Genomic DNA, 19,539 nt, shown 5'->3' with positions numbered 1-19,539 from the left:
CGTCCGGTGCACCGCCGCCTGGAGCCGCCCCGCAACGGCTCCGCAGACCGGAGATCCTGATGGATATATCTACTCAAGACGCACCCCCGCCTCCCTCCACCGCTCCGACCCCGACCGAGCAGAAGCGCGCGTCCCGTGGCGCCACCCGCCCTGGTGACCGGATCTTCCTCGCGTTCTCCCGCGGGTCGGGCATCTTCCTGCTGGTGGTCATGGCCGCGATCGCGGTCTTCCTCACCTACCGGGCCTCCCTCGCGATCAGCAAGAACGAGGGCAACTTCCTCACCACCTTCGAGTGGAACCCCACGGCCATCCCGCCGGACTTCGGCATCGCGGTCCTGGCCTTCGGCACGGTGGTCTCGTCGATCATCGCCATGGTCATCGCGGTTCCGATCGCCGTGGCCATCGCGCTGTTCCTCACGCACTACGCCCCACGCAGGCTCAGCGGCCCCATCTCGTACGTGATCGACCTGCTCGCCGCCGTGCCGTCCATCGTCTACGGCCTGTGGGGCGCCCTCGTCCTCGTACCGCACATGGACGGCCTCTTCAGCTGGCTGGACGCGTACTTCGGCTGGACCGGCATCTTCGAGTGGCAGCAGGGCGCCCCGCGCTCGATGCTCACGGTCGGCATCCTGCTCGCGATCATGATCCTGCCGATCGTCGTCAACGTGAGCCGCGAGGTCTTCCGGCAGTCCCCGCAGATGATCGAAGAGGCGGCACTCGCCCTCGGCGCCACGCGCTGGGAGGTCATCCGCATGGCGGTCCTGCCCTTCGGCCGCTCCGGCGTGATCTCGGCCTCGATGCTCGGCCTCGGCCGCGCGCTCGGCGAGACGATGGCCGTCGCCACGGTCCTCTCGCCGACCTTCCAGATCCAGGCCAGCCTGCTCGACCCGGGCGGCGGCACCTTCGCCCAGAACATCGCCAGCAAGTTCGGTGAGGCCACCGAGCAGGGCCGTGACGCGCTCATCGCCTCCGGTCTGGTCCTGTTCGTCATCACCTTGCTGGTCAACGGTGCGGCCCGCGCGATCATCGCCCGCCGCAAGGAGTACTCGGGGGCCAACGCATGAGCAACGTCGTCATGGACAAGCGGCCCACCCTGAGCGGCGCCAACCTCCCCGGCTGGTCCCCGTGGGCCATCGCGGCCGGCTCCGCCGCCCTCGCGATCGGCATCGGCCTGGCCGGCGGCCTGCACAGCCGCATCCAGTGGGGCCTGATCGCCGCGATCCTCTTCGTCGTCGGTACGTACGTCATCGCCGCCCAAGTCGAGGGTCGCCGCAAGGCCAAGGACCGCATCGCGACCTCCCTGGTCTGGGTCGCCTTCCTGCTCGCCGTGGTGCCGCTGGTCTCCCTGGTCTGGACGACCGTCAAGCGCGGTGTGAAGGTCCTCGACGGCTACTTCCTGAGCCACTCGATGGGCGTGGTCGCCGACTCCGAGCCGGGCGGCGGCATCTACCACGCCATCATCGGCAGCCTGGAGCAGGTCGGTCTCGCCACGGTGATCGCCGTGCCGGTCGGCGTGCTCACCGCGATCTACCTCGTGGAGTACGGGCGCGGCAACCTCGCCCGGGCGGTCACCTTCTTCGTCGACGTGATGACCGGTATCCCGTCGATCGTCGCGGGCCTGTTCATCCTCAGCCTGATGCTGCAGTTCGACATGCAGCCCTTCGGCTTCGCCGGCTCGCTCGCCCTGGCGATCCTGATGATGCCGGTCGTCGTCCGCTCCACGGAGGAGATGCTCAAGCTCGTACCGAACGAGCTGCGCGAGGCCTCTCTGGCGCTCGGCGTGCCGAAGTGGCGCACTATCCTGAAGGTGGTCCTGCCGACCTCCCTCGGCGGCATCACGACCGGCATCATGCTGTCGGTCGCCCGTATCGCGGGTGAGACCGCGCCGGTGCTGCTGCTGGTCTTCGGCAACCCCTTCATCAACACCGACCCGTTCGAGGGTGCGCAGTCCTCGCTGCCGCTGTACATCTACCAGCAGTACGGCGCCGGCTCGACCGCCGCGTACGACCGTGCCTGGGCGGCGTCGCTCACGCTGATCGCCTTCGTGATGATCCTCAACCTCGGGGCTCGCGGCATCGCCCGCTGGAAGTCCCCGAAGACCGGTCGCTGACGCGGCCATACAGCGACCAGTTCTCCCCCTCGAAAGAAGCAGTGATTGACATGGCCAAGCGAATCGACGTAAGCGGTCTGACCGCCTACTACAGCGCTCACAAGGCGATCGAAGACATCTCGATGACCGTCGAGCCGCGCTCGGTGACGGCCTTCATCGGCCCCTCCGGCTGCGGCAAGTCGACCTTCCTGCGCACGCTCAACCGCATGCACGAGGTCACGCCCGGCGGGCGGGTCGAGGGCAAGGTCCTCCTCGACGACGAGGACCTGTACGCGCACGGGGTCGACCCCGTCTCCGTACGGCAGACCATCGGCATGGTCTTCCAGCGGCCGAACCCCTTCCCGACCATGTCGATCTTCGACAACGTGGCGGCGGGGCTGAAGCTGAACGGTTCGTACAAGAAGTCCGAGCTGAGCGATGTCGTCGAGAAGTCGCTCAAGGGTGCGAATCTCTGGAACGAGGTCAAGGACCGGCTGAACAAGCCCGGGTCCGGCCTCTCCGGTGGTCAGCAGCAGCGGCTGTGCATCGCTCGGGCGATCGCTGTCGAGCCGCAGGTGCTGTTGATGGACGAGCCGTGCTCGGCGCTCGACCCGATCTCGACCCTCGCGATCGAGGATCTGATCGGGGAGCTGAAGGAGCGCTTCACGATTGTCATCGTGACGCACAACATGCAGCAGGCGGCGCGTGTGTCGGACCGGACCGCGTTCTTCAACCTCTCGGCGGTTGGGCAGCCTGGGCGGCTCATCGAGATAGACGACACGGAGCGGATCTTCTCCAATCCGTCCGTGCAGGCGACTGAGGACTACATCTCCGGTCGCTTCGGCTGAGTCGGTTCGCTGCGGCTCGGTTCATCAAGACCCCTCGCGGTGCTGCATGGCGGTGCCACCGCGGGGTCCGATAGGGCCCGCCTCCCGGTTTACGGGGGGTGGGCCCGTTGGCTTTTCCTCGCCCCCGCCGCCCCTACAGGAACATCAGGTCGACGATCCAGAAGCTGGTTGCCGCTACCAGGGCCGCTGCCGGCATCGTGATGAACCAGCCGAGGATGATGTTCTTGGCTACACCCCAGCGGACCGCGTTCACGCGCTTCGTGGCGCCGACGCCCATGATGGCGGAGGTGATGACATGCGTGGTGGAGATCGGCGCGTGGAAGAGGAACGCCGTGGTGAACATGATCGACGCGCCTGTCGTCTCCGCCGCGAAACCCTGCGGCGGGTCCAGCTCGATGATCTTCCGGCCGAGCGTACGCATGATGCGCCAGCCACCCGCGTACGTACCCAGGGACAGCATGACGGCGCACGCGATCTTGACCCACACCGGAATCGGGTCGCCGGCGTCCTCGACATCGGCGATGACCAGGGCCATGACCACGATGCCCATCGTCTTCTGCGCGTCCTGAAGGCCGTGGCCGAGCGCCATGCCGGCCGCGGACACGGTCTGCGCGATACGGAAACCGCGCTTCGCCTTGTGGGGGTTCGAGCGGCGGAAGAGCCACATGATCCCGGTCATCACCAGGTAACCGGCGATGATGCCGACGACCGGGGAGATGAACATGGGGATGACGACCTTCTCCAGGACGCCGGACCAGATGACGCCGATGCCGCCGGCGAGCGCCGCGCCCACCATGCCGCCGAACAGCGCGTGCGAGGAGGAGGACGGAAGGCCGAAGTACCAGGTGACGAGGTTCCACACGATCGCGCCCACCAGGGCGGCGAAGAGGATCCACATGCCCCGGTTGCCGTGCGGTGTTTCGATCAGGCCTTCACTGACGGTCTTGGCGACCCCGCTGCCCAGGAACGCGCCGGCCAGGTTCATCACCGCGGCCATCGCGAGCGCCGCACGCGGTGTGAGCGCACGCGTGGAGACGGACGTGGCGATGGCGTTGGCCGAGTCGTGGAAGCCGTTGGTATAGGTGAATCCGAGCGCGACGCCGATGGTCACGATCAAGGCGAAGGTGTCCATGAAGGGGTCAGGACTCCTTGACCGCGATGGTCTCCACCGTGTTGGCCACGTGCTCGAAGGCGTCGGCGGCCTCTTCCAGGACGTCCACGATCTGCTTGAGCTTCAGCACCTCGATGGCCTCGTACTTGCCGTTGAAGAGCATGGCGAGCAGCTTGCGGTGGATCTGGTCGGCCTGGTTCTCCAGGCGGTTGACCTCGATCCAGTACTCGGTGAGGTTGTCCATGGTGCGCAGGTTCGGCATGGCCTCGGCGGTCAGCTCGGCCGCTCGCGCCAGTACCTCGATCTGCTGCTCGACGCCCTTCGGCAGTTCCTCGACGTTGTAGAGGACGACCAGGTCGACGGCTTCCTCCATGAAGTCCATGATGTCGTCGAGGGACGAGGCGAGGTTGTAGATGTCCTCACGGTCGAACGGCGTGATGAACGAGGAGTTCAGCTGGTGGAAGATCGCGTGTGTGGCGTCGTCACCGGCGTGTTCGGCGGCCCGCATACGCTCTGCGATCTCGGCCCGGCCGGACGAGTCCGCCCCGAGCAGTTCCATCAGGAGTTTCGAGCCCGTGACGATGTTGTCCGCGGAGGCGGCGAACATGTCGTAGAAGCTCGTCTCCCTGGGGGTCAGACGAAATCGCACGTGGGGTCCTCGGATTGCTTCGGTTTCGGTCAGGCTGATGCTAGGCGCATCATTCGGCCACGGCTAACCGGCCGTTCCCCAGTGTCGCCCATCGGGCACAGTGATCAGCACGGGGTCCTTCCGGCGAAGCGGCCAAGGGCCCTATACCCAGCAAAGTTCGTTACCATATACCCCGCAGGGGTACCAGTCAGCAGGAGGACGCGATGACGACCACCGAGGCCGGCGCGACGGCGCCCTCCGGGGAGATCGAGGAAGCCGCCGCAGCCGCGGAAGCCGCGGAAGTCGTGACCGACCACGATCGCGGGGTGCACGGCTACCACAAGCAGAAGGACGAGCACCTCAAGCGGCTGCGGCGGATCGAGGGGCAGATCCGGGGGCTGCAGCGGATGGTCGACGAGGACGTCTACTGCATCGACATACTCACCCAGGTCTCCGCCTCGACGAAGGCGCTCCAGTCGTTCGCGCTTCAGCTGCTGGAGGAGCATCTTCGGCACTGTGTCGCTGACGCGGCGGTCAAGGGTGGGGCCGAGGTCGATGCGAAGGTTGAGGAGGCTACGAAGGCGATCGGGCGGTTGCTTCGGACGTGAGCGTTCGGGGCGTTGAGGGCCGGTGTGGTGTCTGCGGGCCGGTGGGGGCTTGTCGCGCCCACGCGGCGGAGCCGCAGAATGTCACAGCCCCGCGCCCCTGAAGGGCGCGCCCCTTACGGGGCGCTGCCCTCGTCATGGTCGCCGTGCTTCTCCAGGAAGCGTTCTTCGGCCAGTTTCAGGACCTCGTCGATGCGGTCGGGGCTGAGGCGGTCCTCGCGGGCGGCCGAGGCCGCGATGATCAGGTCGCCGCACAGCTCGATCTCGGCGAGGGCCACGTGGTCCTGAACTGCCGTACCGCGCGCCGGAGCCACGTGCATCACCTCTTCCTGCCGTCACCGACTTCCTAGAGTAGGGAGCGGTCTACGCACGGCGCATGGCACCAACGGACCATTTCCGGCCCCGCGCATTCCGGCCTGCCTACTCGGCGATCCGCCCGGCGAAGATGTCCTTCGCGGCCGGCAGCCGTACGTCGACGGGTACCCCGAAGTCGTACAGCAGCGTCGTCGAGGCGACCGCGACCGTGCCCTTGTGCTGCCCGTTCACGAAGCTGAACCGGTGGCGGATCTTGCGGATACGGCCCTGGTCGTCGAGGTAGGCGTCGAAGGGGACCGTGGCCGTGGCGAAGCCCTTCGCCGCCGCCCGCAGTGCCGCCCGGTTGCCGGGAGAGGCGTCGCGGGCGGCCGCGGTGAGGTCGGCGGTGCCGCGGTAGTGCCGTACCGGAGTGCCGGCGAACGACATCCGCCCCACGTACGTCGCCTCGCGCGCGCCCCGCAGCAGCTCGGCGGCGGCGAACGGGTCGGTCGCGCCGCCGGTGACGAGGTTCCCGTCGGAGAGCGTGGCCGTGTCGACGCGGACCCACTTGTCGGCCGGGACGCCGGCGCCGCGGTTCTTCATGTAGAGCGCGCCGGGTGCGAGGAGCTCGGTGATCGGGCGGTGCTCGTCGATGCCGGCCGGGTCCTGCGGGAGGAGCACCTTGAGGCGGCCCACCTGGGCCTCGTAGTCGTAGACGCCCTCGCCGCGGATGGTCACGCGGGTGCCGCCGGTGGCCATCTCCATCGAGGTACTCGCCTTGGAACTGCCCGCGCCGACCAGGGTCCCGGCGGCCCGGTGGAGCACCTCGACCGGATTCGCGGCGGCGCGCGCGTCATCGGCCGCGGCCCCGTCGCCCGAGCATCCGGTGGCGCCGACCATCAGCCCCGCCGCCGCGGCGGCCAGGACGACCGCCCCGTCCCGCCGCCTGCGCTGCCGCTCCACCATCGCCTGCCTACCCCCAAGCCGGGCCGTCCGTACGCGGGCCTCTTGTCGTCCGCTTAACGACGGGTGGGGGGCGTTGTCACGCCGGGGCACGCCATGAGGAAGCGTTTACTTGAGCTCTGTACCGTGGACCGCGTGGCGCAGCAGGAATTCACCGACCCTCAGGAACACCACACGACGACCGTGGAACAGGGCCGCTTCTGCCTGGCCCGCTGCACCTGCGGCTGGAGAGGCCCGGCCCGAAGAGCCCGAAGCCTGGCCCGCACGGACGCGGAGGCCCATTTATCAGCTACGGCGTGAGGGGAACGGCCCCTGAGGCGGCGCCGCCCCGCTAGGGGCGCCCCTCAGGGGCGCGGGGAACTGCGCGACAAGCCCCCACAGTCCCGCACCAAACGAACCGACCCCCGCGCGAAGCGCAAAGCCCTAAGCGTGCCGCAACACAGCCAGCAACTCGTCAACCAGCTCCTGATCCCGCACCTGAGTAACCCGCTCCCGAGCAGCAGCCACCCGAAGCCACCGAATCCGATCAACCTCACGATTCGGCACGAAGTACCCCTCACCCACCTCGGCCGCCCAGTAACTCACCTGCTTGGGCCGCCCGTTGGCCAGGTAGTGCAGCGTGGCCAGCGGGGGCCCGGGCGCGCACTCGTAGCCCGTCTCCTCCGCGACCTCCCGAACCGCACCCGCCAACGGCAACTCGCCGCGCTTCAGCTTGCCCTTCGGGTGCGACCAGTCGTCGTACTTCGGCCGGTGGACCAGGCAGATCTCCAGTTCGCCGTCGAAGGGCGAGCGGCGCCACAGTACGCAGCCCGCGGCGAGTACGGGGTCGCCGTTCATCGCGTGCACAGGGCCTCCCATCGGGTACGGGCCATCGTGTACGGGCCGGTCCCTCCGCCGGTCACGGAGTGCCGACCGTCTCCCTCAGCCAGGCCCGCTGGAAGGCGAACCTGGCCGCTTCCACCTCGTGTCGCTGGTCCGCGTGGAGCACGCCGAGCGCGTACGCCGTCGCCGGGGCGATCCGCGGGGTGCGGGCCGCCGAGGCCGCCGCCGCGGCGGCCTCCGCGGCGTCCCGGTGCCGGTTCAGGGCCTTGCCCGCGCTCAACAGGCGTACGTTCACGGGGTTTTCGTCGCCGTGCAGGACCTCCCGGGCGTACCGGTGCAGCCGCAGCAGGAGGCGGACCTGGTGCCAGGGGGCGTCCTGGGGCTGCGGGGCCGTGTCGGCGGTGAGGCCATGGACGAGGGCCTCCGCGTTGTAGGGGTGGCCCGCGGTGATCAGGGGCAGTCCGCCGACGGCGTCCCCGAGCCGGTCCTCCGCGGCGGCGGCCAGGGGCTTGAGGTCCGCCCTGGTGGCGGTCGGGGCCAGCGGCACCTCGCTGGCCAGGACGGCGACGCTGTCGGCCACCGCGTGGAAGCGTGAGGAGCCCAGCGCCTGGAGCGCGGCCGAGTGGGCGCGCGTCCGGGCGAGGGTCAGCTGGCGTTCCAGGAGGGCGCCCGCTTTCGCCGCGCCGACCGTCAAATTGCTCTTCTCCGGGGCGAGTTGGGTGGCACGCGGACCGGTGGAGGTGTCGGGGTCGGTGGCCTGGGCCGGGAACGCCGACGAGCCCGACAGGCGGTGCAGCGCCGCCAGCAGCCGCTCCAGGCGTGCCCCGTACGCGTGCTCGCGGGCCAGCGTCCCCGACAGCCAGGCCAGTTCGGGGCGCATGCCCTCGCACCAGCCCTCGTCGAGCAGCGGGCGGAACGTGTGCAGCGTGCCGCTGATGCGGCGGGCCGAGCGGCGCAGGGCGCGCGCCGCGTCCACGGCCTCCTCCGTGCCGTTGGCCGCGGCGCCGCCTGTCTCGCGGTGCTGGCGCAGCGCGCGGAGGAACTCCGTGGCCTGGGCCTGGAGGTAGGCCGCCAGGGCGTCCCCGGCCACGGGGCCTGCCATGGGGTCAAGGTGTCGCTGTGCCACGCCGGCGCCTCCGGGCGTCTATGAGCATCTCCTGGACATTGCGCAGCGGCTGTCCGTCGGCGTCGTTCGCGTGCCGGGTCCATTCGCCGTCGGGGCCGAGGTGCCAGGAGGAGGTGGTATCGGACATGCCCGTCTCGAACAGCCGGTTGAGGGCTGCCCGGTGGGCCGGGTCGGTGATCCTGACCAGGGCTTCGATGCGCCGGTCGAGGTTGCGGTGCATCATGTCGGCGCTGCCGATCCACACCTCGGGCTCGCCTCCGTTGCCGAAGCCGAAGACCCGGGAGTGTTCGAGGAAGCGGCCGAGGATGGACCGTACGCGGATGTTCTCGGACAGGCCCGGAACTCCCGGCCGTACGGCGCAGATTCCGCGCACCCACACGTCCACCGTCACGCCCGCCTGGGACGCGCGGTAGAGGGAGTCGATGAGCGCCTCGTCCACCATCGAGTTGACCTTGATGCGGATGTACGCGGGACGTCCGGCGCGGTGGTGCTGGACCTCCTTGTTGATCCGGGCTATCAGGCCGTCGCGCAGGGACTTGGGGGCGACGAGGAGCCGGCGGTAGGTCTCGCGGCGGGAGTAGCCGGAGAGCCGGTTGAAGAGGTCGGAGAGGTCCGCGCCGACCTGCGGGTCGGCGGTGAGGAGCCCCAGGTCCTCGTACAGGCGGGCGGTCTTCGGGTGGTAGTTGCCGGTGCCCACGTGGGAGTAGCGGCGCAGGACGTCGCCCTCCTGGCGGACCACCAGCGACAGCTTGCAGTGGGTCTTCAGTCCGACCAGGCCGTAGACGACATGGCAGCCGGCCTCTTCGAGCTTCTTGGCCCACTTGATGTTGGCCTGCTCGTCGAAGCGCGCCTTGATCTCGACCAGGACGAGGACCTGCTTGCCGGACTCGGCCGCGTCTATCAGCGCGTCGACGATCGGCGAGTCGCCCGAGGTCCGGTACAGGGTCTGCTTGATGGCCAGTACGTCCGGGTCGTCCGCCGCCTGCTCCAGGAAGGCCTGGACGGAGGTGGAGAAGGAGTCGTACGGGTGGTGCAGCAGGACGTCCCGCTCGTTGAGCGCGGCGAAGATGTCGGGCGCGGACGCCGACTCGACCTCGGCGAGGTCGCGGTGGGTGCCCGCGATGAACCTCGGGTACTTCAGCTCGGGCCGGTCAAGGGCCCCTATGCCGAAGAGGCCCGTGAGGTCCAGCGGCCCCGGCAGCGGGTACACCTCGGCCTCGCTGATCTTCAGCTCGCGGACCAGCAGGTCGAGTACGTACCGGTCGATGGACTCCTCGACCTCCAGCCGCACCGGCGGTCCGAAGCGGCGCCGCATGAGCTCCTTCTCCAGGGCCTGGAGCAGGTTCTCGGCGTCGTCCTCCTCGACCTCCAGGTCCTCGTTCCTGGTGAGGCGGAACGTGTGGTGCTGGAGGACCTCCATGCCCGGGAAGAGCTCTTCCAGGTGGGCCGCGATGACGTCCTCGATGGGGACGTAGCGGTCCGGGGAGGCCTCCAGGAAGCGGGAGAGCAGCGGCGGGACCTTGACGCGCGCGAAGTGGCGGTGGCCGGAGACCGGGTTCCGTACGACCACGGCGAGGTTCAGGGAGAGGCCCGAGATGTACGGGAAGGGGTGCGCGGGGTCGACGGCCAGCGGGGTCAGGACCGGGAAGATCTGGTGGCGGAAGAGCGTGAAGAGGCGGGCCTGCTCCTTCTCGGACAGCTCGCTCCAGCGGACCAGGTGGATGCCCTCCTCGCCGAGCTGGGGGGCCACGTCCTCCTGGTAGCAGGCGGCGTGCCGGGCCATGAGCTCGCGGGAGCGGGCCCAGATCATCTCCAGCACCTCGCGGGGCTGCAGGCCCGAGGCGGACCTGGTGGCCACACCGGTCGCGATGCGGCGCTTCAGGCCGGCCACCCGGACCATGAAGAACTCGTCCAGGTTGCTGGCGAAGATCGCCAGGAACTTCGCCCGTTCGAGGAGGGGCGTGCTCGGATCCTCGGCGAGTTCGAGGACGCGCTCGTTGAACGCGAGCCAGCTGCGCTCCCGGTCGAGGAAGCGGCCCTGCGGGAGCTGGACGCCGTCCTGCACCGAGTCCTCGTACGCGTCGAGGTCGGCGTCGAGGTCGGGCTCCAGGTCGGAGACGTTGGCCGCCACCGTGTGCGGGCGGTGGGCGGCTATGGAACCGACGGAGGGCTGCGCGTGCTGTACCTGCGCCTGTGCGTTGGGCTGGCTCATGAACCCATTCTTCCGCGCCGGAGCGAATACGGGCGCGTCGGAAGGAGCGGGCGGGAGCGCGGCGGGGACGGTCGGACTCCCGTTCTCGCTCACGGATGAGGGCTCGTGCTCCGGCGGAGGCGGGGGCTCGGGCGCGGCGGGGTTCATTGACCGAGCCTCGCAAGCCTGTCTGAATCGCCGGTTACGGGGACATGACGTGCGGGATAGCGGGGGGCGGCCCCCGGACGTCCACCTGTCCGGTGTGCGTTCGGGGGCCGGGTACGTCCATACCCCCGTAAGGGGCGTACGGGACAGGGGGTGCGGAGGGTGCGAGGGGCCTCAGGGGGTTCGGCGGCGGAGGATCCAGAAGGCGGCGGCGGTGGCGAGGGCGGCGACGGCGAGTGCGATGCCGGCCTCGACGAACTGGAGCGGCCAGAAGTGGGACTCGGGGTGGTGGACGGAGTAGAACCCGGCGACCTCGGTGTCCGGAACGCAGCCGGGGCCGGGCGGGGAGTCGCCGCAGGGGACGTCCTGGGTTCGCTCGCCGGAGGTGAGCAGTACCCCGTTCTCCACCTGGAAGGCGGAGCGCGGCAGCTCGTAGTGGGGTACGCCCGTCCTGAACACGGTGGGCCACAGGTTTTCCCGGTAGTGGTCCAGGGCGTTGTAGAGGGCCAGCGTGGCGGCGAAACCGAGGCCGACGGCGGGCAGGGCCCGGCGGGTGAGCAGCCCGGCGAGCGCGCCGAGGGTCAGTCCGGCGAGGACGTAGGCGACGGCCGCCGGGCCGGTGGAGACGAAGACGTCGGTCAGGTACCAGTCGCCGACCAGGTTGGGGTCGTCGTCCCGCCGGGCCCAGACGTAGAGCAGCACCGCCGCCGTGGTGCCGGCGGTCAGCAGCAGCGCCGGGACGGCGAGCTTGGCGGCGAGCCAGCGCAACGGCGTGACGGACTGCGTCCAGGCCAGCTGGGCGGTGCCGTTCTCCAACTCGCGCCCGATCAGCGCGCCGCCCGCCCAGGCGGCGACCGGGAACATCAGGTAGGACAGGGCGGTGCCGGTGAGGCCGATGCCTTGCTGGTAGATCTCGTGGACGGTGCTCTCGGTCACCGCCTCATAGCAGGACGGCAGCCCTGTTTCCGGCGACAGGCTGCAGGCGCCCGCACCGGCGCGGGCGTCGTCCCCGATGACGTACATCCAGACCAGGACCGCCACGGCGGCGAGCAGTCCGGCGCCCCAAGTGATCAGCGCCGCGCGGTGCAGGCGCAGGACGGTCCACGGGAGACCCTTGACGGCGCCTTCGACGGCGCTTTGGGCGGTGCTTTTGACGGTCAGAGTGCTCATACGGCGGCCTCCTGGCGGTCGGCACCCGCGGCGGTGGCGGTTGCGGCCGGGGTCAGCAGGACCGGCGCGTCGGGGCTCCGGAGGTGGGCGAGGATCAGTTCCTCCAGGGTGGGCTGGGCGCGCTGCCAGGCAGGGTCGGTCGGGCCCTCGGGGCGGACCAGCGCGGTGTGGCCGCGTCCGACGGCGCGCCGCTCGATCACCGTGTGCGGGGCGAAGTCGGCGGCCGTGCCGGTGAGCAGGGCGTGCGCGGTGAGCAGGTCCTCGCTCTCGCCGCCCAGCCGTATCTGGCCGTCCTGGAGCAGCAGCAGGTAGTCGCAGGAGCCCTCCAGCTCGGCGACGACGTGGGACGACATCACGATGGTGGTGCCGTTCTCCAGGGCCTCGGCCATCAGGGCGCCGGTCAGCTGGTGGCGGGCCAGCGGGTCGAGGTCGGCCATCGGTTCGTCCAGGAGCAGCAGGTCGGGCCGCTTGCCGAAGGCGAGGGCGAGGGCCACCCGGGTGCGCTGGCCGCCGGAGAGCGAACGGACCCTGGCCGTCGGCTCCACACCGCCGGCCCCGTACGCGATCCGCTCGGCGGCCTCCTGGTCCCAGCGCCCGTGCCGGTTGAACTCGGCGCCGAGCCGCAGTGTGGCGGCGACGGTGAGGTGCGGGTGCAGGGGCTTGTCCTGGGCGACGTAGGCGACGCGGGAGCGGGCGGCGGTGGGCGCCAGGCCCAGGACCGTGACCGTGCCCGCGGTGGGGCGGAGCAGTCCCGTGGCGATGCCGAGCAGGGTGGACTTGCCGGCGCCGTTCGGGCCGACGAGTGCGCAGATCCGGCCCCGCGGGAGCCGGAAGGAGCAGTCCGCGAGGACGTTCCCCTTCCTGCGCCCGTACCGCATGCCGAGCCCGGCCGCCTCGATGGCGGTGTCGGTCATTCCTGGTCCCCCTTGGAGTGTGCGGACTGTGCGTCGAACCGGTCGTCGAGCGTGAACTGCTCGTCGAGTACGGAGGTGAGGAGCGCGGCCACGTCCTCCCGGTCGAGGCCCGCCGCGCGGGCACGGGATGCCCACACGGTCAGCTCGGCCCGGAGCGGGGAGTCGGCCGGAGTGGCTCCCAGCGAGCGCTGTACGAAGGTGCCGAGGCCGCGTCTGGCCTCGACCAGGCCCTCCCGCTCCAGCTCGCGGTAGGCCTTCAGGACGGTGTTCGGATTGATCGCGGTGGCCTCCACGACCTCGCGGGCCGTGGGGAGTTTGTCGCCCGGTTCGAGCAGGCCCAGGCGCAGGGCCTGCTTCGTCTGCTGGACGATCTGGACGTACGTGGCGACACCGCTGCGCCGGTCGATGCGGTACTCGACCACTCGACAACACCCTTTCACTAATTGAGTAGTGAAAGGGTGGTGCAAGGTGCGGGTGCATGTCAAGCGAAGGGTGGGACGGACGGGTGCCAAAGTTTCTCCGGATGCCGTGAACCGATCGGCGGGGCTCGTCCGATGAAGGGGCGTGAGGGAAACGAGAAGCGACGGGGAGCTGCTGCGGGTCATCGCGGCGGACGGTGACCGGCGCGCCTTCGAAGAGCTGTACCGGCGGTACGCGCCCTGGCTCGCCGCGCGGCTGCGCGGCCGGTGCTCGGACGCCGGGATCGTCGACGACGTCGTACAGGAGACCTTCCTCGCGGTGTGGCGGGGCAACGCCAAGTACCGCGAGGAAGGCGATGTGGCCGGCTGGCTGTGGCGGATCGGGTCGCGGCGGCTCATCGACGCCCTGCGGGGCGACGGCGCGCGGGGCCGGCTGCGGCAGACGCTCGCACGGCTGCGGCACCGGGACGAGGCGTCCGCGGAGGAACGCGTGCTCGCGGGGGTGGAGCACGGAGACCTCGCGGGCGCACTCGTCCGGCTGTCGCCGGAACTGCGGGCGGTCCTCCAGGCCACCGTCATCGACGGACTGACCACCCGGGAGGCGGCCGTCCTGCTCGGCATTCCGCCGGGGACGGTCAAGACACGAGCCCTGCGGGCCCGGAAGCAGCTGCGGGAGGCGCTGGCATGAGCGACACCAACGACGTGAGCGGAACAAGCGGAACAAGTGAGACAGGCGGCATGACCTGGCATGTGGCCAAGGACGACCTCCGCGCCTATGTGCGGGGCGAGTTGGCGGCGCCCGTGCTCTGGGCGGCCGACACGCATCTCGTCGCCTGCGCGACCTGCCGGGCGGCGCTCGCCGAAGTGAGCGACCCGGTCGCCCTGGACGAGGGCTGGGAGCGGCTCGACGCCGAACTGGACGCGCCGCGGCCCGGGTTCCTGGAGTCGCTGCTCGTCCGGATCGGGGTCCCCGACCACACGGCACGGCTGCTCGCCGCGACCCCCGTGCTGCGGCTGTCCTGGCTGGGCGCGGTCGCCGCCGTGCTGGTCATGACGGTGGTGGCCGCCAACTCCGTACGGGCCTCGGAGACCTTCACGCTCTTCCTCGCCCTCGCCCCGCTACTGCCCCTGGCCGGGGTCGCGTTGTCCTACGGGCCCGCGCTGGACCCGACGTACGAGATGACCGTCGTCGCCCCGATGCACGGGTTCCGGCTGCTGATGATCCGCACGCTCGCCGTGCTGGCGGTCGGGCTCGGCCTCAACGGCCTGGCGACGCTGGCGCTCCCCTCGTACGGACTGCGGGCGCTGGCCTGGCTGCTGCCCGCGCTCGCCCTCACCGCGACCGGGCTCGCGCTGACCCCCCGGCTGGGGCCGGTCCTCGCTCCCGGGCTGGTCGCCGGGGGGTGGGTCGCGGTGCTGGTGATCGCGGACGCGCAGACCGAGGGGACCCTCGCGCCGTACACGGTGCCCGGGCAGGGGGTGGCGGCCGCGGTCGCCGTGTTCGCCGTCGGGCTCCTCTACCTCGGCCGCGACCGTTTCGACTCGACCTCCGCGCGCACACCGTTCGCGGGCTTTCAGGACGGAGGTACGGCGTGATGTCCGACGCCAACCGCAGGAGGCTCAAGCTGCTCAAGGCCGCCGCGCTGATGGTCGCCTCGGCCGTCGTCTGGCTGCTGCACGCCGTAGCCGTCGTCCTCTCGCAGACATCCCGCCGCCAGGGATCTTCCTCCTCCTCGTCCTCCTCCGACGGCGGAGGCGACGGATGAGAGCCGCCGCTGCCGCTCTCCGGCGCCGCCTGCCGGCCGCCGCCGTCCCCACGCCTCCGCTCTCTTCCACAGGAGTCCACGCATGACCGACCTGCCCACGCCGCCCACGGTGTCCGCCGCCGGGCTGACCCTCCACTACGGCAGCACGGCCGCCCTCGACGACGTGTCGCTGCGGCTCGGCTCGGGTGTCACCGGGCTCCTCGGGCCGAACGGAGCGGGGAAGACCACTTTGCTGCGGGTACTGGCCACCGCCGTGCCCGCCGACCGGGGTGCCTTCACCGTGCTCGGGCACGACCCGGCGACCTCGGCCGGCCGGCAGGACGTGCGCAGGGCGCTCGGATACCTGCCGCAGACGCCCGGCTTCCACCCGGACTTCACGGCCTTCGCGTTCGTCGACTACGTGGCGATCCTGAAGGAGATGACCGACCGGACGGCCCGGCACCGCGAGGTGCGGCGGGTGCTCGACGAGGTCGACCTCGGGGACGTACGCGGCAAGCGCATCCGCAGGCTGTCCGGCGGGATGAAGCAGCGGGTCGCGCTGGCGGCCGCGCTCGTCGGCGACCCCGGCTTCCTCGTCCTGGACGAACCGACGGTCGGGCTCGACCCCGAACAGCGCATGCGGTTCCGGGAGTTGATCGCGTCGGCGGGCGAGGGGCGGACGGTCCTTCTCTCCACGCACCAGACCGAGGACGTGGCCATGCTCTGCCACCGGGTGATCGTCATGGCCGGCGGTGTCGTCCGCTTCGAGGGGACACCGGCCGAGCTGACCGCGCGGGCGGACGGACGGGTCTGGAGCAGCGCGGAACGGGACCCTGGCGCGAGAGCCGGCTGGCGTACGGGCACCGGGTCCTTCCGCAACGTCGGGCATCCGCCGGAGGGCGCCACCCTCGTCGAACCCACCCTGGAGGACGGCTACTTGCTCACCCTGGACGCCTCGGACGCCGCCTCGGGGGTGACCGCGTGAGCACGCTCACCGAAGCCCGTCCCCTGCCGGCCGTGGCATCCGCCGAACCCCGGCGCTGGGCGGCCGTGTTCGCCCTCGCCCGCTTCGAGGCACGCGAACTGCTGCTGCAGATCCCGGTGTTGTTCTTCTCCCTCCTCTACGTCGGCTACCTGGGCTGGCAGGTGTGGACGTCCGACCGCGAGGGCATGAACGAGTTTCCCGTGCTCCACGAGGCGGACCGCGCCACCCAGACGCCCCCGATGCTCATCGCGGTCGCCATGCTCGTCTGCGCCAACCGGGCCGTGCTGCGCTCCCGGCGGCGCGGCACCGACCGGCACTTCGACGTACTGGTCATGGAGCCGTGGCGGCGCACGGTGGCACACGCCCTGTCGGTCGTGCCGTTCGCCGTCGCCGTCGGGCTGGCCGTGGCCGGACACTTCACCTGGCAGGCCCTGAAGCCGGGCGCGATGGGGCACGGCTCGTTCGCCGAACTGGTCGTGGCCCCGCTGGCGGTGCTGCTCCTGGGCGTCCTCGGGGTCCTGCTCGCCCGGCTGATCCCGTCCTCCTTCGCCGTACCGCTCCTGGCACTCGGCGCCTTCGTCGGCACCATGCTGCTGGCCTCGGGCCTGGGCGACCCGCTCTGGTTGCGCTGGATGTGGCCGGTCGTCGCCGAGAACGAGTCCGATCCGGTGCCCTCCGACCTGATCGGCCGTCCCGCCGCCTGGCATGTGCTGTACCTGGTGGGGCTGACCGTGCTGCTGCTCTGCCTCGCGGTCCTGCTCAGCGGGGGGAGGGCGCGGCTGGTCATGGCGGTCGCCGTCGGCTCGGCGGCGCTGACCCTGACGGGTGCGGTGGCCCAGTCCGCGGGTGACTCGCCCGCGCTGACCGCGGCCCGGGTGCGGGCCTCCGTGACCCCCGAGAAGGACCAGACGTGCATACGGCACGACCGGTCGACGTACTGCGCGTTCCCCGAGTGGACCGAGCGCACCGAGGACTGGGCCGGCGCCGTCCGGCGCGTGCAGTCCCTCGCGGGCGGCGCCGCCGGCGGGACCCGGCTCACGGTCCGCCAGCGCGTCGAGGCCCGCTACGGCCCCGGCACGGACTCGTCGTTCGCCCCCTCCCGCACGCCGGGGCAGGTCACCGTCGGCACGAATTGGGGCGGCAACCGGATCCCCGAGTTCGCCGTCGGCGTCGCCTCCGTGCTGGTCGCGGGCGACGAGGAGGCGGGCGGCGAGGTGTGCGACGCCCGGACTGTCGTGGTGATGTGGCTGGCGCTCGGCACCGAGCCCGACCCGATGGCGTCGTTGCGGAACGTCCGCCTGGACGACAGCGTCTCCGGCTCCGCGATCGCCCTCACTCCGACGCACCCGCTCTCCATGACGGCCCAACAGACCGATGTCGTACGGGAGATGCTGGAGCGTCCGCGGTACAGCATCACGGCCAAGGTGAAGGCCCACTGGACGGAACTGACGTCACCGAAGACGTCCACGGCCCGGGCGGCCGAACTGCTGGACGTGCCGGTGCCGAAGGGGAAGGAAGAGAAGAACGAGGAGGACGAGTGCGGGGCGTGACGGCGGGCGCCGGCGGGGGAGTCGTCGGCCGGCGCGGCTCCGGTGGTCGCGGTCCCGGCGTGGGCTCCGGCGCGGGTGACGGGCGGCACGACCGCCGTGGCCGGGGGAGCCTGGGACGTGGGAGCAGCCGACCGGCGCCGGTCGGTGAGCCCGTGACTCGGCAGGCGCAGGCACAGGAGCAGGCGCCGGGTCCGGCGTCCCGCCCCCGGCCCACTCCCTCCACGGCCGGTATCGTCCGCGCCCTGGTCCTGCCCGTGGCCCGTACCCTCCCCTGGCTGCCGCTCGCCGCGGGCGCCACCGTCGGGCTGCTGCTCGTCGGGGTGCCGCGGCTGTTGTCGGGGGAGACCGCGGACGGGGTCGCCCTCTTGCTGCTGCGGGGCGCGGCGCTCGCCTTCGGGCTCGGGCTCGCGTTCCTGATGGACGACCCGGCCCGGCACACCACCGCGGGGGTGCCGGTCCGGCGGGCGGTGCGGGCGGGGCTGCGGGTGGCCCTCGTCGCCCCGGTCGCCGTCGGCTGGTGGACGGCCGCGCTGCTCCTCGTACCGCGGGAGGTGCGGCCGCCGGTGGGGGACCTGACCCTGGAGGCCGCCGCCACCGCCGTGCTCGCGCTCGCCGCGGGCGCCGCGGCGGTACGGCTGCGGGACGAGCCAGAGCCGGGTCAGGGCGCCGCGGCCGCGCTCCTGTTCACGGGACTGGTCGCACCACTGCTGATGTCCGACCGCTGGACGCTCTTCGTCGAGCTGGACGAGGACCGCTGGGACGAGGCCCACCAGTGGTGGGCCTGGCTCCTCGTCGGCGCCGCGCTCGTCTGGGCCGCCTGTCTGCCGGAACCCGTACGCAGGCGCCGGCTCCGGGCGGCCTTCACGGCCCGTTCCTGAGGCTCAGCGGTCCCGGGAGACCGGGCTCACGACTCCGTGCGGTACATCAGGTCCGTCTCGTACGTGGTGAACCCGAGCCGCTCGTAGACGGTCACCGCCGCCTTGTTGTCGGCGTCGACGTACAGCATCGCCGTCGGGGCGCCCTGTGCCGCCAGATGCCGGAGGCCGATCGTGGTGAGGGCCTTGCCCAGGCCGCCGCCCTGGGCGCCGGGGCGAACCCCGACGACGTACACCTCGCCGAGCCCTTCCGCCGCGTGCACCTTCGTCCAGTGGAAGCCGACGAGCTCGCCGCCGCGGAAGGCGAGGAAGAAGCCGGCCGGGTCGAACCACGGCTGGGCCTTGCGGTCGTCGAGGTCGCGCTGGGTGAGGGAGCCCTGCTCGGGGTGGTGGGCGAAGGCGGCGGCGTTCGCGGCGAGCCAGGCCGCGTCGTCCTCGCCGGGCACGAAGGTACGTACGGTGACGCCCGCGGGAAGCTTCGGCTCGGGCAGGTCGAGTGCGGTCAACGGCCGCCGCATCTGGCGCAGTTCGCGGAAGAGCGTGAGCCCGAGGACCTGGGCGAGATGCCGGGCCGCCGCGTGGCCGCCGTGCGCCCAGACCCGCAGGCGCTTGCCGGACTCCGCCAGCAGTGCGCCGCCGAGCGCCCGCCCGTGCCCGTGCCCGCGGTGCCCCGGATGGACGACCAGCTCGGCGGCCGGTGCCTCGACGGGGTCGGTGTCCTCCAGCTGCGCGTAGCCGACGAGCCGGTCCTGGACCGTCAGCAGCAGATGCCGGACTCCGGGCCGCGCGCCGCCGCTCAGCTGCAGCCGTCCCTGCTCGGACACCGCCTGCTGTCCGTCGGCCCTGGCTGCCTCGGCGAGCAGCGAGAGCACACTCTCGGTCTGCTCGGGGCGCAGCGCGGCGAGAATGTCGATCGTGCGGCCGGGGACAGCCGGTGCGGTGTCGTCGCTGGTCATGGGTACGAGGGTACGGCCTGTCCGGTTCATGGCGAAGTGCCCCGACGGGCGAGAAACCGACCTGTCCGGTTCGCGGTGAAGTG

At 71.3% G+C, this 19,539-nt stretch carries 21 protein-coding genes; 10 read left to right on the top strand and 11 right to left on the bottom strand.

Going from position 1 to position 19,539, the window contains the following annotated elements:
• Positions 1-59: 59 nt before the first annotated feature.
• From pstC to pstB, 3 genes are read left to right on the top strand one after another with little or no spacing between them, the layout of a single operon-like run.
• Positions 60-1,064, top strand: a complete 1,005-nt coding sequence (gene pstC, locus AB0I18_RS28910; RefSeq protein ID WP_363108526.1) for a phosphate ABC transporter permease subunit PstC — start codon at positions 60-62, stop codon at positions 1,062-1,064.
• Complete coding sequence (gene pstA / locus AB0I18_RS28905; protein ID WP_363108525.1) at positions 1,061-2,110, top strand: phosphate ABC transporter permease PstA; 1,050 nt, start codon at positions 1,061-1,063, stop codon at positions 2,108-2,110. Before pstC ends, pstA begins: the two co-directional genes overlap by 4 nt.
• Positions 2,111-2,160: 50 nt before the next feature.
• Positions 2,161-2,937 carry a phosphate ABC transporter ATP-binding protein PstB gene (gene pstB / locus AB0I18_RS28900; protein ID WP_363108524.1) on the top strand — a complete coding sequence of 259 codons (777 nt, stop codon included), beginning with the start codon at positions 2,161-2,163 and terminating at the stop codon, positions 2,935-2,937.
• A gap of 133 nt (positions 2,938-3,070) precedes the next feature.
• Here pstB and AB0I18_RS28895 read toward each other — a convergent pair whose 3' ends face one another.
• Both AB0I18_RS28895 and AB0I18_RS28890 read right to left on the bottom strand, forming a co-directional pair.
• Positions 3,071-4,069 (bottom strand): inorganic phosphate transporter, encoded by a 999-nt coding sequence (locus tag AB0I18_RS28895; RefSeq protein WP_363108523.1) that lies wholly within the window; start codon positions 4,067-4,069, stop codon positions 3,071-3,073.
• Positions 4,070-4,076: 7 nt separating this feature from the next.
• Positions 4,077-4,697, bottom strand: a complete 621-nt coding sequence (locus tag AB0I18_RS28890; RefSeq protein ID WP_107015224.1) for a DUF47 family protein — start codon at positions 4,695-4,697, stop codon at positions 4,077-4,079.
• 203 nt (positions 4,698-4,900) lie between these two features.
• Here AB0I18_RS28890 and AB0I18_RS28885 point away from each other — a divergent pair, with 203 nt between their 5' ends.
• Positions 4,901-5,284 (top strand): metal-sensitive transcriptional regulator, encoded by a 384-nt coding sequence (locus AB0I18_RS28885; RefSeq protein ID WP_363108522.1) that lies wholly within the window; start codon positions 4,901-4,903, stop codon positions 5,282-5,284.
• A 113-nt stretch (positions 5,285-5,397) separates the two neighbouring features.
• Here the strand turns inward: AB0I18_RS28885 and AB0I18_RS28880 are convergent, their stop codons facing one another.
• The 8 genes from AB0I18_RS28880 to AB0I18_RS28845 form a co-directional block, all read right to left on the bottom strand.
• Positions 5,398-5,601 (bottom strand): hypothetical protein, encoded by a 204-nt coding sequence (locus tag AB0I18_RS28880; protein ID WP_363108521.1) that lies wholly within the window; start codon positions 5,599-5,601, stop codon positions 5,398-5,400.
• Positions 5,602-5,701: 100 nt separating this feature from the next.
• Entirely contained in the window at positions 5,702-6,541 is an 840-nt protein-coding gene (locus AB0I18_RS28875) for a hypothetical protein (RefSeq protein ID WP_363108520.1), read from the bottom strand.
• A gap of 420 nt (positions 6,542-6,961) precedes the next feature.
• Entirely contained in the window at positions 6,962-7,375 is a 414-nt protein-coding gene (locus AB0I18_RS28870) for an NUDIX hydrolase (protein ID WP_363108551.1), read from the bottom strand.
• Between the two features lie 61 nt (positions 7,376-7,436).
• Entirely contained in the window at positions 7,437-8,486 is a 1,050-nt protein-coding gene (locus tag AB0I18_RS28865) for a CHAD domain-containing protein (protein WP_363108519.1), read from the bottom strand.
• Positions 8,467-10,698, bottom strand: a complete 2,232-nt coding sequence (locus AB0I18_RS28860) for an RNA degradosome polyphosphate kinase (protein ID WP_363108518.1) — start codon at positions 10,696-10,698, stop codon at positions 8,467-8,469. Before AB0I18_RS28860 ends, AB0I18_RS28865 begins: the two co-directional genes overlap by 20 nt.
• A gap of 318 nt (positions 10,699-11,016) precedes the next feature.
• Positions 11,017-12,012, bottom strand: coding sequence for a hypothetical protein (locus AB0I18_RS28855; protein ID WP_363108517.1), 996 nt, complete (start codon positions 12,010-12,012; stop codon positions 11,017-11,019).
• A complete protein-coding gene (locus AB0I18_RS28850; protein ID WP_363108516.1) occupies positions 12,009-12,926 on the bottom strand; it encodes an ABC transporter ATP-binding protein in 918 nt (305 codons plus the stop codon). The genes AB0I18_RS28855 and AB0I18_RS28850 overlap by 4 nt, the downstream gene beginning before the upstream one ends.
• A complete protein-coding gene (locus AB0I18_RS28845) occupies positions 12,923-13,348 on the bottom strand; it encodes a GntR family transcriptional regulator (protein WP_363108515.1) in 426 nt (141 codons plus the stop codon). Before AB0I18_RS28845 ends, AB0I18_RS28850 begins: the two co-directional genes overlap by 4 nt.
• 142 nt (positions 13,349-13,490) lie before the next feature.
• On the opposite strand from AB0I18_RS28845, the gene AB0I18_RS28840 reads away from it, so the two are divergent.
• From AB0I18_RS28840 to AB0I18_RS28815, 6 genes are all read left to right on the top strand, one after another.
• Complete coding sequence (locus AB0I18_RS28840) at positions 13,491-14,033, top strand: RNA polymerase sigma factor (RefSeq protein ID WP_363108514.1); 543 nt, start codon at positions 13,491-13,493, stop codon at positions 14,031-14,033.
• Between the two features lie 50 nt (positions 14,034-14,083).
• Positions 14,084-14,941, top strand: a complete 858-nt coding sequence (locus AB0I18_RS28835; RefSeq protein ID WP_363108550.1) for a zf-HC2 domain-containing protein — start codon at positions 14,084-14,086, stop codon at positions 14,939-14,941.
• Positions 14,941-15,111 carry a hypothetical protein gene (locus AB0I18_RS28830; protein ID WP_363108513.1) on the top strand — a complete coding sequence of 57 codons (171 nt, stop codon included), beginning with the start codon at positions 14,941-14,943 and terminating at the stop codon, positions 15,109-15,111. The genes AB0I18_RS28835 and AB0I18_RS28830 overlap by 1 nt, the downstream gene beginning before the upstream one ends.
• 82 nt (positions 15,112-15,193) lie before the next feature.
• Positions 15,194-16,075 carry an ABC transporter ATP-binding protein gene (locus AB0I18_RS28825; RefSeq protein ID WP_363108512.1) on the top strand — a complete coding sequence of 294 codons (882 nt, stop codon included), beginning with the start codon at positions 15,194-15,196 and terminating at the stop codon, positions 16,073-16,075.
• A complete protein-coding gene (locus tag AB0I18_RS28820) occupies positions 16,072-17,625 on the top strand; it encodes an ABC transporter permease (protein WP_363108511.1) in 1,554 nt (517 codons plus the stop codon). The genes AB0I18_RS28825 and AB0I18_RS28820 overlap by 4 nt, the downstream gene beginning before the upstream one ends.
• A gap of 152 nt (positions 17,626-17,777) precedes the next feature.
• Positions 17,778-18,503, top strand: a complete 726-nt coding sequence (locus tag AB0I18_RS28815) for an ABC transporter (protein WP_363108510.1) — start codon at positions 17,778-17,780, stop codon at positions 18,501-18,503.
• A 26-nt stretch (positions 18,504-18,529) separates the two neighbouring features.
• On the opposite strand, the gene mshD is transcribed toward AB0I18_RS28815, so the two are convergent.
• Positions 18,530-19,456 (bottom strand): mycothiol synthase, encoded by a 927-nt coding sequence (gene mshD, locus AB0I18_RS28810; RefSeq protein ID WP_363108509.1) that lies wholly within the window; start codon positions 19,454-19,456, stop codon positions 18,530-18,532.
• Positions 19,457-19,539 lie beyond the last annotated feature (83 nt).

This window comes from Streptomyces sp. NPDC050704 (assembly GCF_040654355.1).
GTDB lineage: Bacteria > Actinomycetota > Actinomycetes > Streptomycetales > Streptomycetaceae > Streptomyces.
This window is presented reverse-complemented; position numbering and strand designations above follow the sequence as displayed.